The organism is Stenotrophomonas sp. BIGb0135 (assembly GCF_024810105.1).
Taxonomy (GTDB): domain Bacteria; phylum Pseudomonadota; class Gammaproteobacteria; order Xanthomonadales; family Xanthomonadaceae; genus Stenotrophomonas; species Stenotrophomonas maltophilia_AB.
This window is the reverse complement of record NZ_JANUDX010000015.1, coordinates 22,390-36,443: the sequence shown is the minus strand read 5'-3', so window position 1 is coordinate 36,443 and position 14,054 is coordinate 22,390. Positions and strand designations below refer to the sequence as shown.

Sequence of the window (14,054 nt, the reverse complement as noted above, 5' to 3'; positions counted from 1 at the left end):
CCGGCGCTAATACGCGCCGGGACTGTTGCTGAAGCTGACCGGTACGCTGATCGTTGCCTGTCCGCCGTTGATCAGAGTCACGCCGACGTTGACCGCGTTGCCACCGACCGCGCCGCCGCTGGCGGCCGCGCAGGCACTTCCACTGCTGGCGCTGCAGGTCCATGCGCCGCGCAGCGTGGTGCCGTTGGGCAGGCTGTCGGTGACCACCGCATTGGTGACCGGATCGGGGCCGTCGTTGCGCACCAGCAGCGTGTACGTGGCGGTGCCGCCCGGCGTGTAGCTGCCGCTGCCGTCCGTCTTGGTGATCGACAGGTCGGCCTGGCGCGTGCGGTTGGTGATGCTGCACACCAGCGTTACCGCGGTGGCGGTCATCGCCGGTGCCTGCAGGGTGAAGGTGCCGCCACTGCCGGAGGACACCACCGTGTTGTTCTGGTCCACGCATTGCCAACTGCTGGCATAGCGGGTGAGCGTGGTGCCGGCCGCGGCCGCTTCGGCCAGCGCGTAGCTGCCACCGGGCACGGTGATCACCGCGGCAGTGGCGCCGTTGTTACCGACGTTGCTGGCCGACCCCACGGTGCTGCCGTTGTAGGCGATGGACAGGTTGAAGCGGCCGGTGTCGCTGGTCGGCTGCAGCAGCTTGACCAGCTGCAGCGTGGCCGCGCACGCCTGGGTGATGCCCTCCACGGTGAACACCGCCTGGCCGATGCGGATGCCCAGCAGCGCCAGCAGGTTGTCGACCAGGCCGCCCAGCAACGCGGTCAGCACGGGCGTGACCAGCGCGTTGACCTGGGTGCGGATCGGGGTCAGCAGGGTGTTGACGATGCCATTCACCAGGTCGGCCACCGGCAACGGCAAGGCGATGCCGCCGAGCAGGGTCACGGTGGGGTTGCCACTGGTCACCTGGATGCTCAGCGAGTTGACCAGCGTGGACACCATCGTGGCCGCACTGACCGTGCCGGCGGTCAGCGTGCGGGTCTGCGGGTACGGCCCGGTGAAGCTCGCACTCTGCAGCCCCGGGGTCGCGGTGGCGTAGCTGCGCACGCTGACCGTCAGGGGAATGGTGATGTCGGCAATCGGCGTGAGCAGCCCCAGCACGTTGGCCGACACGCGCACGCGCACGCTCAGCGAGGTCAGCGTGGCCGCGGTGAGTGCGGTGTCGCTCAGCACCGTGCTGCGATTGAAGAACGTGGCGTCGCTGATCTGCCCGACGTACAGGTTCACCAGGCCCGGCCGCGCCTGCAGGGTGACGGCGTTGCCGACCAGGTTGATCGCCGAGATCGAGCCTTCGGCGCGGGCGACGTCGGCATACAGCTGCAGGTGCAGCACGTCGGCGCTGATACTGGTGTTGGACAGCGACACCCCCAGCAGGTTGAGGCCACTGAGCGCGGCACTGAGCGTGCCGGTGTTGAGCCCCTGCACCAGGTCCAGATCGAGCTTGATGCGGATGGCCGCACTGTGGAACGCCGCACCCACTGCACCGCAGTTGTAGACCGGCGGCTCGATCACCTGCGCCCACAGGCGCACGTTGGCCACGCCATTGAGGCCAAGCGCGGCGGTGTTGACGGTGATCGGCGTTGGCGTGGTCAGCACGTTGCGGAAGTTGTACAGCTGCACGCCGCCGGTGAGCAGGTCGAGCACGTTGAGCCGCACGGTCGCCAGCGAGCCGGTGGGGAGGGCGATCTGCAGGATGTCGGCCAGGCGGATGCTGCCGGTGACGCCGGCCACGCCGAGCGGCAGGGCGTTGAGCACGTTGGCGGCCGCGGACTGGTTGTCGGCCTGCAGCACCTGCACCATCGCCGCGCGCAACTGGCCGAGGGTGATGTTGGTGTTGAGCACCTGGCTGGGATCGCTCACCACCACCCCGCCGTTGAGCTGGGTCAGCAGTGCGTTGAGGTTGATGTTGGCACCGGCCAGGTTGTTCCAGTCGGCCACGCTCAGGTTGAGGGTGGTGCCCGGCAGCAGCGCGCCGAACAGCAGGTTCAGTACCGGGCTCTGGGTGGAGTCGACCGAGGCCAGGCGCGGCCCCGCACTGACGCAGGCGCCGGCGGTGCATGCAGATTGGGCCTGTGCCCGACCCAGGCATGAAAGCACCGCCAGCAGGGCCAGCAGGGCCAACGCCTGCCACCGCAATGACGAATCTTTCACGCCTTTCACATTAACCATACATGCGTCTCCGCCGTTTCTGGGCAGAAACCGACCGTGACGGTGGATTTACTCCATCGCCGTTCTGGTCGTCCCTGCCGGTGTCGTTTTCCGCTTGGGAAAGCGTTTATGTCCGGTTCGGGACGATTAATGCGAGGCAACGAAAATTCCGTCAAACACGACGGCGTGAAAATGGAGGGCAGTAACGCTTGCTGGCGGGCCGGCGTCCACGCAATACCCTTGCAGCAGCAGTGTGAGAAAGCGCTTCTGTACAGGCGGCAAAAGAATCGCTTTCAGGGAAGCAACACTTACCGAACAGGGAAAGGGGGCAGTAAATGAAGGCGATGTGCGACAGAATCCGGCGAGCCCGACTAACGGCTGGCCTGTCTCAATCACAGTTGGCGTTGGAGGCCGGCGTGCGCCGCAGCGCCGTGGCGCAGTGGGAACGGGAAGGCGGCACATTCCCGAGCGTGCAACACCTTGCCTGCATCGCAATTGTGACGCAAGTCCATTTTGAATGGCTGGCGACCGGGCGCGGACCGGGACGACCGGAGGATGGCGTCGACCTGCCCCTGCCGGAAAGCCTGCCGGTGGAGGCGGCGCGCACCGTCCAGGAAACCGAGATTCTCTCGCTGCTGCGGCGCATGCCCGCGCGCAAACGCCAGGTGGCGCGCGCAATCATGGAAATGCTCACCGACTGATCGCGGGCCACCGCGCCTGGCCAGCGGCCCAGGTGGGTTACAGCGCCGCGCGCGGCGGCAATGCCCAGTCGATCGGCGCCTGGCCCCGGCGCTGCAGGTAGGTGTTGGCCATCGAGAAATGCTGGCAGCCGAGGAAACCGCGGTGTGCCGACAGCGGCGACGGATGCGGCGCCTTCAGCACGCGATGGCGGCTGGTGTCGATCACCTTGCCCTTCTGCTGCGCGTAGCTGCCCCAGAGCATGAACACCACTCCGTCGCGCTCGCGGTTGAGGGTCTCCACCACATGATCGGTGAAGCCTTCCCAGCCACGCTTCTGGTGCGCGCCGGCCTGGCCCTCTTCCACGGTCAGCACCGCGTTGAGCAGCAGCACGCCCTGGTGCGCCCACGGCAGCAGGCAGCCGTGGTCCGGCCGCGGGATCCCGAGGTCGGCCTCGATTTCCTTGTAGATGTTGACCAGCGAGGGCGGCACCGGTACCCCCGGCATCACCGAGAAGCTCAGGCCATGCGCCTGCCCCGCGCCGTGATACGGGTCCTGGCCCAGGATCACCACCTTGACCTGCTCGAACGGGGTGGCATCGAAGGCCGCGAAGATCTGCGGCCCCGGCGGGAACACGTGCGCGCCGGCGGCCTTGCGCTGGCGCAGGAAGCTGGACAGCTCACGCATCTCCGGTCGCAGCAGCCACTCGCCAATGCGCGCCTTCCAGCTCGGTTCGAGCTGGATGCTCGGGGTTGCTTCGTCGTTCATCGCACCACGGGTCGGTCGTTGAGCCGGGCCAGGCGCAGCTGGAACAGCACCTTGGTCACCAGCAGGCGTTCTTCGATCGGCTTCTGCACCAGGTCGTTGGCACCGGCCTGCAGCAGCCCCGACTGGTTGAGCGGGTTGCCGTCGCCGGTCATCACCAGCACCGGCAGGCGCCGCTTGCCGTATCCGAAATCCACGCGCACGCGCTCCACCACGTCCAGGCCGCTGAGCTCGCCCTTCAGGGTGACATCGGTCAGCACCAGGTCGATGCGGTGGCTGCTGCGGCCCAGCGATTCGGCGGTGAGCAGCGCGAAGGCTTCCTCGGCGGTCATCACGTGCAGCACGCGCAGGCTCTGGCGTTCGAGCATGCGCTTGGTCGCCTCGGCCACCACGCGGCTGTCCTCGACATACAGGATGGTCGCGCCGGGAATGGTTTCCGGCTGCACGTAGCCACGGATGAAGGTGGCCAACGCTTCATGCCCCAGCGCCTTGTCGAAATAGTCGGTGACGTATTCGGTGAAGCGGCGTTGTTCCAGATGCTGCTGCGCATCGCCGGATACCACGATCACCGGCACGTAGGCCTGCCCCGCGGTCTCGCGCACCAGCCGCGCCAGCGCCAGGCCATCGCCGTCGCTGAGCGTGAGCGAGGTGGTCACCAGGTTCACCGGCCCGGCTTCCAGCGCGCGGCGTGCCTCTTCGATGCTGGCACAGCCCACCACGTCCACCGCCGGCAGTTCGCGTTGCAGCACATCGGCAATCAACTTGCGGACCAGCTTGGAGCCGTCGACCACCATCACGCGCGGTGCGTCGTCGACCAGGTGCTTCAAAGCTTGCGGGCGCATGCGGGCCTCAGGTTTCGGTCGGTCGGGTCTGGCGCAGGAAATGCCCCGTCACCAGCCACGCGCCCAGCCAGCCCAGCACCACGGTGCCGACCAGCACGAACGATGAATGCAGCAGGTCCAACCCGTGCAGCACGAACGGGCTGGCATAACTTTCCGACAGCGCCGCCAACGGCGGGCGCAGGGCCAGCCCGGCCACGCCGATCAGGCCCAGCGCCACCGCACCGGCGCCCAGGCCGTACCAGGCGCCGAGGTACAGGAACGGGCGGCGGATGAAGCCATCGCTGGCGCCCAGCAGCTGCAGCACGCCGATCTCGTCGCGACGCGCCTGGATGTCCAGCCGCACCGTGTTGCCGACCACCAGCGCGGCGCCCAGGCCGAGCAGCACCGACAACACCTGCACCAGCCGCGAGCCGAAGCCCAGCCAGGCATCCAGGCGCTTGCGCCACAGCGCGTCGTGCTGCACCAGGTCCGCCTGCGGTAGGCCCTCCAGCGACTGCGCCAGGCGGGCATCGTCGGCACCGGCCTTGGGCGTCACGATCAGCAGGGTGGGCAGCGGGTTGTCGTGCAGCGCATCGATCGCCTCGCCCAGCCCGGCGCCTTCGCGCAACTCCTGCAGGCCTTGTTCGGGCGTCTGCACGGTGACGTTGGCCACGTCGGCACGGCCGCGCAGCGAATCGGCCACCTCGCCGGCGGCGGCCGCGGCCACGTCGGTCTTCAGGAACAGGTTGATGTCGCGCGACTGCTGCACGCTGCCGGCGAAATGCGTGAGGTTGTCCAGTGCGATCGACAGGCCCAGCGGCAACGCCAGGGCCAGCGCCATCACCATGATGGTGAGCAGCGTGGCCCACGGCTTGCGCCACGCGCGGCCCAGGCTGAACACCACGCTGTGGCCGTGGTGGTGCAGCCACACGCCCAGGCGCGACGGCGCTGCAGCTTCCTTGTTGGTCGGTGCGTTCATTCGGCCAGGTCCTGCGGCGAGATGTCGTCGATCAGCTTGCCGTGGTCCAGGATCAACACGCGCTTGCGCATGTGCCGCAGCAGCGCCAGGTCGTGGCTGACCACCAGCACGCTGGTGCCGCGGTCGGGCAGTTCGGCGAACAGCGCCATGATTTCCGCCGCCAGGGTCGGATCCAGATTGCCGGTGGGTTCGTCGGCGACCAGCAGCTTGGGCTCGCTGACGATCGCACGGGCGATACCGACACGCTGCTGCTCACCGGCCGACAGCTGCGAGGGCAAGGCCTTTTCGCGGTGGCCCAGGCCCATGCGTTCCAGCACCGAGCGCACCCGCTTGCCGATGTCGGCGCGACGGGTGCCACGCAGGATCAGCGGCAACGCGACGTTCTCGGCGATGCTGCGGTCCATCAGCAGGCGATGGTCCTGGTAGACCGCGCCCACCTCGCGACGGTGCCGCGGGATATTGCCGCCGCGCACCTTGAGCAGGTTGCGCTCATTGAAGATCACCGCGCCGCGGCTGGGCCGCTCGTCGAGGTGGATCAACTTGAGCAGGGTGCTCTTGCCCGCACCGGAGTGGCCGGTGACGAACAGCATTTCGCCGGGGGCGACATCAAAGCTGACGTCGACCAGGGCCTGGTGGCCGCCGGCATACTGTTTACTGACATTGTCAAAACGCAGGACGCTCATCCCCTGATTATGCAGGACGAGGGTGACGACGTGCAGGTGGGGGGTGCATCGGTCGTGCCGGCCGTTGGCCGGGGGACGCAACATCGCCTTCGCGCTGTCGCCCCACGATTGGCTGCGCCAACCGTGGGTCCGCTTCATCAGCACCCGATCCCCCCGTCGCTTCGCGACCGCCCCCTTGCCGAGGGGGCGGGACATCGGACCGCGCGGGTCAGGCGTCAGGTCTTACGAACCGGACAGCATCCGGCGGATCTTGCGCCCGATGCGGGTCAGGAACGACGCGCCCGGATCGGCGGCCGGGGTGGCACGCATCGGCTTGGCGGCCACCTGCACCGGGGTCACCGGGCCGGTCGCTGCCGCGCCCTCGGCGCCTTCGACCGGACGGCCGTGGCGACGACGACGACGCTTGCGCGGGGCACGCTCGCCTTCCACGGCCGGGCTGCCGTCGGCAGTCGGGGCCACGGACGGGGCCACGGCCGGTGCAGCCTGCGGCGCGGCCTCGGCGGCAGCGGCGACGACCGGCGCCTCACCCTGCACGCGCGGCTTGCGCTCGCGGCGCGGCGCGCCATCGGCGCTGCGCTCGCCCGGGGCGCGGCGTTCGCCACGGCCACCGGACGGCTTGCCGCCGCGGCCACTGCTGCTACCGCCGCCACGGCGCTGTTCTTCAGCGGCACGTGCTTCGCGCGCTTCGCGGAAGATCTGGCCCACGCTCTCGTTCTCGTCGCCTTCCTCACCCGGCGCAGCAGGTGCGCGCTCCGGGCGCGGCAGCGCGGTCAGGATCTCGCTGGTGACCGGCTCGACCGGGATCTTCTGCTCGATGTACGCCTCGATGTCCGGCAGGCCCATCGCATAGCGTTCGCAGGCGAAGCTGATCGCATCGCCCTCTTCGCCCAGGCGCGCGGTACGGCCGATACGGTGCACGTAATCTTCGGCGTCGAACGGCAGGTCGTAGTTGTAGACGTACTTGATGCCATCGATGTGCAGGCCGCGCGCGGCCACGTCGGTGGCCACCAGGATCTCGAGCTGGCCCTTCTGGAAGCGGTTGAGCAGGCTCTCGCGCTTCTTCTGCGGCACGTCACCGGACAGCACGCCGACACGATAACCGGCCTTCTCCAGCGAACGCGCCACGCGCTCGACGAACACCTTGGTGTTGACGAAGACCATGGTGCGCGCGCCTTCGCTGCGCGACAGCAGGCCCAGCAGCAGCGGAATCTTCTCTTCGTCGGCCGGGAAGTAGATGCGCTGGCGCACGCGTGCGGCGGTGATCGACTCGCTTTCCACCACCAGCTTCTGCGGCTCGTTCATGTGCTCGTAGGCCAGCTCCAGCACGCGGTGGCTGAGCGTGGCGCTGAACAGCAGCGTCTGGCGCGTGGTGCGCTCGGGCATGCGGCGCAGCAGGAAGCGGATGTCCTTGATGAAGCCCAGGTCGAACATGCGGTCGGCTTCGTCGAGCACGCAGATCTCGCAGGCGTGCAGCGAGACCACCTTGTGCTGCTTGACGTAGTCGATCAGGCGGCCGGGGGTGGCGATGATCACGTCCACGCCCTGCTGCAGGATCTCGCGCTGCTTGTCGTAGTCCACGCCGCCGTAGACCAGCGCGAAGCGCAGGCCCAGGTCCGAGCCGAACTTGACCGCATCCTTGTGGATCTGGATGGCCAGTTCGCGGGTCGGGGCCAGGATCAGCGCGCGCGGGTCTTCCGGCTTGCGGTCGGCCAGCGCCGGGCGGGTCAGCAGGCGGTTCACCACCGCGACCAGGAAGGCCAGCGTCTTGCCGGTGCCGGTCTGGGCCTGGCCGGCGACATCGCCGCCGGGCAGTGCCACCGGCAGGGTCAGCGCCTGGATGGGCGTGCAACGGGTGAATCCGGCTCCTTCCAGGCCGGCCTGCAGGGCCGGATGCAGCTCGAAGGAGGAGAAGGTCAAATCGGTCAGCGGTTTGTCGCTCATGTGTCCGTCTTGGTAAGGCCGGCCCGGCAGCGGTGCGCGGGAGGCTTGCAATCTTGGGGGCACCGTCGCCATTGCGGGCCCTGCGCCGGGGTCGGCGGGGCCGGACCATCAGGTCTGCGGGCGCCGCACAGTGACCCAGTTTAGCGCAATGTCGGCGCCAAACCGGGGCCGACCGTCGCAGACCCTGGCGAGACGCCCTGCCACGGGCCGTCTTGCGCCGCTGCGACACGGGTCCCTGATGGCTCTTATCGCAGGCTTCACGGGGCCTGCCGCCAGTTGAACAGGCCCCATCGCGGGGCTGGTGGGCGCCGGCCCACGGCCGCATATCCGATCCAGTGGCCCGATCAACGCGCGACGCCAATCACAGGATGCTGGATTTCAGCCTGCACCTGCCCGCCCGCGACGATAGGGGTACACTGCCCGCCGTGAGCGTCCAGGCATCCACCTGGCGCACCGCTGGCCGCCGTCGCGGCCACGAGGCAGCAGACGCGGACGGCACCGGTCGGTGGCGTCCAAATTCAACCTCCTCCGGCCCGGCCGGGTGCATTTCCAGACGAGAATCCAAGATGAGCGACAAGGTTGTACATGTCGGCGATGCCGACTTCGATAGCGCAGTGCTGAATTCCAAGGAACCGGTGCTGGTCGATTTCTGGGCCGAATGGTGTGGCCCGTGCAAGATGATCGCCCCCGCCCTGGACGAACTGGCCGACGCCTACAACGGCCGCGCCAAGATCGCCAAGGTCAACGTGGACCAGAACCGCGCCCTGGCCGCCAAGTACCACGTCCGCTCGATCCCGATGCTGCTGGTCTTCAAGGACGGCGAGGTGCAGGCGCAGCAGATCGGCGCCGTCGGCAAGGCCCAGCTGGCCGGCATGCTCGACAAGGCCCTGGCCTGATCCAGGCAGGCAGCCGGCACCCGCCGGCTGCCGCGGGCCCTGCGCCCGCATGAATGACCCTGCCCCACCCGGCTTGCGCGCCGCCGCGAGCCGGTGTTAGTGTCGGCAGCATCCGGCCGCATTCGCGCGCCGCATCTTCTGGACGACGTTCTTTCCAGAATCCTTTCCCAAACTTCGCCGCCCTGCCGGGCGCTCGCACCTTCCAGCGAGGAATCCAGCACTTGTCCGATATCACTACTTCCGAACCCGGGAGCGCCGACGCGCCCGCCGAGAAGCGCGTGCGCAAGCCGCGCGTCGCCAAGGCCGCCGCCAACACCGCGGCCGACACCGGTTCTTCCCCCACGCATCAATCCGCCCTGCCCCTGGCTGCCGCGCCTGACGCGCCGGCGCCGGTCGCCGCACCGGCCGCGCCCCAGCAGGCACCGGCCGCGCCGTCCGGCGAATCATCGTCCGGCCAGGGCGGTGCGCAGCAGGACACCGGCGACGGTGGCCAGCGCAACCAGAACGGCAACCACAACGCCAAGGGCGGGCAGAACCCGTACCAGCAGCAGGGCCAGGGCCAGAATCAGGGCCAAGGCCAGGGTCAAGGCCAGGGCAACCGCCGCGACCGCTTCCGCAATCGTCGCGACCGTGACCGCAACCGCGGTGGCGATCGCTACAACGACGACGGCATGCCGCAGGACAACAGCGAACAGCAGCCGTTCGTGCGCAGCCAGCAGCCCAACGTTCCCGAAGGCTTCCCGGTCTATTCGCTGAGCGACCTCAAGCGCATGCCGGCGCAGAAGCTGCTGGAAATCGCCGAGCAGCTGCAGATCTCCGAAGGCGTGGCGCGTGCCCGCAAGCAGGACGTGATCTTCGCCCTGCTCAAGGTGCTTACCCGCCACGGTGACGGCGTCGCCGCCGACGGCGTGCTGGAAATCCTGCCCGACGGCTTCGGTTTCCTGCGCGCGGCCGAAGCCAGCTACCTGGCCGGTCCGGACGATACCTACATCTCGCCCAGCCAGATCCGCCGCTTCAACCTGCGCACCGGCGACCACCTGTCCGGCCGCATCCGCTTCCCGAAGGACGGCGAGCGTTACTTCGCGCTGTCGATCGTGGACACCATCAACGGTGAGCCGCTGGAAGCGTCCAAGAACAAGGTGCTGTTCGAGAACCTGACCCCGCTGTTCCCGCGCAAGCGTTTCACCCTGGAACGCGGCAACGGGTCGTCCGAAGACATCACCGGCCGCATCCTCGATCTGATGGCACCGCAGGGCAAGGGCCAGCGTTCGCTGATCGTGTCCCAGCCCAAGGCCGGCAAGACGATGATGATGCAGCAGGTGGCCACGGCGATCACCACCAATCATCCGGACGTGCACCTGATCGTGCTGCTGATCGATGAGCGCCCGGAAGAAGTGACTGAAATGCAGCGCACCGTGCGCGGCGAAGTCATCAGCTCCACCTTCGACGAGCCGGCCGCTCGTCACGTGCAGGTTGCCGAAATGGTGATCGAGCGTGCCAAGCGCCTGGTCGAGCACAAGAAGGACGTGGTGATCCTGCTCGACTCGATCACCCGCCTGGCGCGTGCCTACAACAACGTGGTGCCCAGCTCCGGCAAGGTGCTCACCGGTGGTGTGGACGCCAACGCCCTGCACCGTCCGAAGCGCTTCTTCGGCGCCGCGCGCAACGTGGAGGAAGGCGGCAGCCTGACCATCATCGCCACCGCGCTGGTCGATACCGGCAGCAAGATGGACGAGGTGATCTACGAAGAGTTCAAGGGCACCGGCAACAGCGAAGTGCACCTGAGCCGCCGCATCTCTGAAAAGCGCGTGTTCCCGGCGATCGACATCAACCGCTCGGGTACCCGTCGCGAAGACCTGCTGATCGAACCGGAACTGCTGCAGAAGATCTGGATCCTGCGCAAGCTGCTGCATCCGATGGATGAAATGGCCGCAATGGAATTCCTGCTCGACAAGATGAAGAACACCAAGTCTAACGACGAGTTCTTCGGTTCGATGAAGCGCTGATCGGCGCTGCATCGAAATAGAAAAAGGCCCCGCACTGCGGGGCCTTTTTCGTTGCATCGGTGGGGCCTCCTCCGTTGCATCGATGGGAGCACCTTTGGTTGCATCGCGGCGGGGACTCTTTCGTTGCACCTGTGCGGGGACTCTTGCGTTGCACCTGCGCGGGGACTCTTTCGTTGCACCTGCGCGGGGACTCTTGCGTCGCAAAAGGTAGAGCCGAGCCATGCTCGGCTGCTCTCCGGTCCGCGCATGAAAACCCGGTGGTGCAGAGACCATCCTGGGCCGTCAGCCGAGCATGGCTCGGCTCTACCATGACCTCACGGGACGCCGACCGCGCCTTCCGCCTTGTCCGCATCCAGCGACACCCGCACCGGTACGTGGCCTCCTTCGTTGCACCAATGGGGCTCCTTTGTCGCACCGGTACGTGGCCTCTTTCGCTGCACCAATGCGGGGCCTCCTTCGTTGCACCAACGCGGGACCTCCACCGTTGCCCGGGTAGAGCCGAGCCATGCTCGGCTGCTCTCCGGTCCGTGCATCAAAAACCCCGCCGGTGCAGAGACCATCCTGGGCCGTCAGCCGAGAATGGCTCGGCTCTACCGTTGCCTCACGGGCAGGGGACTGCGCCTTCCGCCTTGTCCGCATCCACCGACACCCGCACGTGGGTGAACGCTGCCGCAAACGGCTTGTCCGCGCTGACCACGAACGGGGCTTCCACCGCGCCCAGGTCCACGCCCTGTTTGGCGAAGCACGCCAGCGGCACCGTCACCGTCTGCTTCTGCCCCGGCGCGCGCCTGGCCAGCAGCGGCGCGATATCCACCCCGCCCTCGCAGCCGGTACCGCACTGCATGGTCACTTTCACCGGCGAGCCCGGGCGCTGCACCAGCTGCACGTCGAACTGCAGCGCCCCGTGGTTGCGCGCCAGCGCGGCGAGGTTGCGCCGCGAGGTGCTGCGTGCGATCAGCTGCGCCGGCGCCAGCCAGGTGACTTCCTTGGCGTCCTGCTGGGTATTCACCTGCACGGTCCGCACCTGCACCACCGGCGTGGTGGCCGGCCAGCGCAGCGTGGCGTTGAGATCATTGCCCAGCGGCTGGGTAACGCCGCCGGCAGCGACGTGCAACGAGAACGGCGGCGTGTCGGCACGGTTGAAGATGGGCAGCGTGGTCACCTCGCCACAGTTGTCCGGGTTGGCTTCGGGCAGGCGCGCGACGTTCCCCGCCGCGGCATAGCGCAAGCCGTAGCCCAGCTTGAACAGCGCCGGCCGCGTCGCGTCGGGCTGGTCGATCGGCGCCGGGCACGGCACGCCCGGCCACGGGAAGCTCAGCCGGCCGCGGAAATCGTGCGCCGGCGTGCCGTCCTTGCCGGCCACCAGCACGTCGCTGATGCCACGGCCTTCGGTACCGGGTAGCCAGGCGGCCACGAACGCCTGCGACAGGTTCAACAGGTCGTTGACGTACATCGGCCGGCCGGAGAAATACACCGTGACCACCGGTTTGCCGGTGGCGTGGGCGGCGCGCAACACGGCCAGGTCCTGCGGGTAGGCGCGACTGTGGCTGACCGAATCGGAGGCGAGGATGTCGCCGTTGGTTTCGGCGTAGGGCGTCTCACCGACCACTGCCACGACCACGTCGAACTGCGCGGGGTCCAGCCCGGCAGCGTCGGCGCTGTAGGTCACCTGCCGCGTGCCCAGTTCGGCACGCAATGCGCCCAGTACCGAATCGGCATGGGGGAAATCGGCATTCGTGTTCTCCGTTCCCTGCCAGGTCAGCGACCAGCCACCGGCCTGGTCGGAAAGACTGTCGGCACTCTTGCCCACCACCATCACCCGCGCATCGCGACGCAACGGCAGTGCGCTGCCCTGGTTCTTCAACAGCACCAGCGACTCGCTGACCGCGCGCCGCGCCAGCGCGCGGTGCTGCACCGCGCTGGCGTCGCCGGCGTAACGGCTGTCCGATGGCGCGTGGTCGAACAGGCCGGCGCGCAGCTTGACCCGCAGGATGCGGGTGACCGCATCGTCGATGCGCGCCATCGGGATCTCGCCGCGTTCCACCTGGGCGGTGGTATTGGCGATGAATGCCTTCCAGTCGTCGGGCACCATCACCATGTCGATGCCGGCATTGATCGCCTGCGCACAACTGTCGTTACGGCAACCGGGCACCTGCGCGATGCCGTTCCAGTCGGAGACGACAAAGCCATCGAAGCCCATTTTCTCCTTAAGCGCGTCGGTCAGCAGCGCCTTGTTGCCGTGCATCTTGCCGTAGTCCACGCGGCCGCTGCGATCGTTCCAGCTGTTGAAGGAGGCCATCACCGTCTGCACGCCCTCGCCGAGCGCGCCGTAGTAGCCCTGGCCGTGCACGTTGACCATCGTGGCCTTGTCCACCCGCGCCTCGCCCTGATCGCGCCCCTGCTCGGTGGCACCGTCGCCGATGTAGTGTTTGGCCGTGGCGACCACGTTGCCGTCATCGCCAAAGCGGCCCTGCGCGCCCTTGACGTAGGCACGGGCGTACTCGCGCACGCGGGCGGGGTCGGAGGAGAAACTTTCGTAAGTGCGGCCCCAGCGCGGATCGTGCGCCACTGCCAGGGTGGGGGCGAAGACCCAGTCGATGCCGGTGGCCCGGGTCGCACGCGCGGTGGCTTCGCCGATCCGCTCGATCAGCGCGGCATCGCCGGCCGCGCCCAGCCCGATGTTGTGCGGGAACAGCGTGGCCCCGTAGACGTTGTTGTGCCCGTGCACCGCGTCGGTGCCCCAGATCACGGGGATCGGCGTAGCCGCGTCGGTGGCCAGCGACGCGGCGCGGTAGGCATCGGCCAGCGCCAGCCAGTCGGCCACGCTGGCATGTTTGTCCATGCCCGGCCACGAACCGCCGCCGTTGAGCACCGAACCGATGTAGTACTGGCGCACCTGCGCGGGGGTGATGGTCTTGATCTCGGGCTGGGTCATCTGCCCGATCTTCTGCGCCAGGGTCATCTGCGCCAGGATCTGCTGCACGCGCGCTTCGATGGCGGCATCCGGCGTGATCGCGCTGGTCACCCGCGGCCAGTCCTTGAGCGTCTCGCCGGTGGCCGGCGCGGCAGCGACCGGCGCGGCCAGGGCCAACAGCAGGCAGGTACCAAGAAGGGTCTTGTTGGGGCTGTTCACTGACATCTAC

The 14,054-nt window shown here is 68.1% G+C and carries 10 protein-coding genes; 3 read left to right on the top strand and 7 right to left on the bottom strand.

Annotated features, from left to right (window positions below; genetic code table 11):
• Window positions 1-6: 6 nt before the first annotated feature.
• Window positions 7-2,145, bottom strand: coding sequence for a hypothetical protein (locus M2421_RS20415; protein ID WP_259210197.1), 2,139 nt, complete (start codon window positions 2,143-2,145; stop codon window positions 7-9).
• Between the two features lie 332 nt (window positions 2,146-2,477).
• Between M2421_RS20415 and M2421_RS20410 the strand changes: the two genes are divergently transcribed.
• Complete coding sequence (locus M2421_RS20410; RefSeq protein WP_310440441.1) at window positions 2,478-2,843, top strand: helix-turn-helix transcriptional regulator; 366 nt, start codon at window positions 2,478-2,480, stop codon at window positions 2,841-2,843.
• A 37-nt stretch (window positions 2,844-2,880) separates the two neighbouring features.
• On the opposite strand, the gene ung is transcribed toward M2421_RS20410, so the two are convergent.
• The 5 genes from ung to rhlB form a co-directional block, all read right to left on the bottom strand.
• Window positions 2,881-3,588 (bottom strand): uracil-DNA glycosylase, encoded by a 708-nt coding sequence (gene ung / locus M2421_RS20405; protein ID WP_259210196.1) that lies wholly within the window; start codon window positions 3,586-3,588, stop codon window positions 2,881-2,883.
• On the bottom strand, window positions 3,585-4,427 hold the full coding sequence (locus M2421_RS20400; protein WP_259210195.1) for a response regulator: 843 nt from the start codon (window positions 4,425-4,427) through the stop codon (window positions 3,585-3,587). Before M2421_RS20400 ends, ung begins: the two co-directional genes overlap by 4 nt.
• 7 nt (window positions 4,428-4,434) lie before the next feature.
• Window positions 4,435-5,385, bottom strand: coding sequence for a permease-like cell division protein FtsX (gene ftsX / locus M2421_RS20395; RefSeq protein WP_259210194.1), 951 nt, complete (start codon window positions 5,383-5,385; stop codon window positions 4,435-4,437).
• The gene (ftsE, locus tag M2421_RS20390; protein WP_259210193.1) at window positions 5,382-6,068 is read right to left on the bottom strand and encodes a cell division ATP-binding protein FtsE; all 687 of its coding nucleotides are present in this window, start codon (window positions 6,066-6,068) and stop codon (window positions 5,382-5,384) included. Before ftsE ends, ftsX begins: the two co-directional genes overlap by 4 nt.
• Before the next feature lie 222 nt (window positions 6,069-6,290).
• Complete coding sequence (rhlB, locus tag M2421_RS20385; protein WP_259210190.1) at window positions 6,291-8,009, bottom strand: ATP-dependent RNA helicase RhlB; 1,719 nt, start codon at window positions 8,007-8,009, stop codon at window positions 6,291-6,293.
• 566 nt (window positions 8,010-8,575) lie between these two features.
• Between rhlB and trxA the strand changes: the two genes are divergently transcribed.
• On the top strand, window positions 8,576-8,905 hold the full coding sequence (trxA, locus tag M2421_RS20380) for a thioredoxin TrxA (RefSeq protein WP_019183509.1): 330 nt from the start codon (window positions 8,576-8,578) through the stop codon (window positions 8,903-8,905).
• A gap of 221 nt (window positions 8,906-9,126) precedes the next feature.
• Window positions 9,127-10,911 carry a transcription termination factor Rho gene (gene rho, locus M2421_RS20375; RefSeq protein ID WP_259210188.1) on the top strand — a complete coding sequence of 595 codons (1,785 nt, stop codon included), beginning with the start codon at window positions 9,127-9,129 and terminating at the stop codon, window positions 10,909-10,911.
• A 601-nt stretch (window positions 10,912-11,512) separates the two neighbouring features.
• Here the strand turns inward: rho and M2421_RS20370 are convergent.
• Window positions 11,513-14,050, bottom strand: coding sequence for a glycoside hydrolase family 3 protein (locus tag M2421_RS20370; protein WP_259210187.1), 2,538 nt, complete (start codon window positions 14,048-14,050; stop codon window positions 11,513-11,515).
• Window positions 14,051-14,054 lie beyond the last annotated feature (4 nt).